Genomic DNA, 528 nt, shown 5'->3' with positions numbered 1-528 from the left:
ATCAAGCACCATGTCATCGGCAACGGCCTCCTTGTACCGCTCACCAACGCCCACCGAGTTGAGTTCTGCCTGACGCATGATGTTGTCGGTTTCCTGCTTGGCTTCCTGCTCGTTCTTGAACGTGCGACTGGTAACGACCTCGCCATTGGCGGCTATGGAGTTGACGGTCACACGTCCGTCAGCGTCCGTGTTGGTGGTGTAACCAGTAACGGAAGCCATCGGAAGTCTGCGCCCAGTAAGTATGTAGTAGGCTTTTGCGCGTGCGGACTGGCTCACATTGCCGTCCTGCATGAGTTCTTCCATTGAGGAATAGCCGTCAAATTCGGGATTACGGCTGATTGTTTCAGCCTCAACGCGCTCTGCTCTCAACTCAATCGCTCCCTCGGTAGGGTTTGGTTGAGCTACTTCCTGCACTCGGTCACGGCTGAACAGGTCGGCGAGGTCGCCCTAGCCTGCCCTGCTCAGCTCCTCGCCCTCACCGGTGGGACACTGCATTGCCCCTGCTACACCTCCGGCCTCGTCAGCCCC

At 58.1% G+C, this 528-nt stretch carries 1 protein-coding gene; it reads right to left on the bottom strand.

Features of this window, described 5'->3' with window-relative positions:
* Positions 1–414 (bottom strand): hypothetical protein (locus tag C5S62_RS04970; RefSeq protein ID WP_133159508.1); only part of this gene is annotated, 414 nt, incomplete at its 3' end.
* Positions 415–528 lie beyond the last annotated feature (114 nt).

It is taken from the genome of Prevotella sp. MGM2, from assembly GCF_002933955.1.
Classification (GTDB): domain Bacteria; phylum Bacteroidota; class Bacteroidia; order Bacteroidales; family Bacteroidaceae; genus Alloprevotella.
This window is presented reverse-complemented; position numbering and strand designations above follow the sequence as displayed.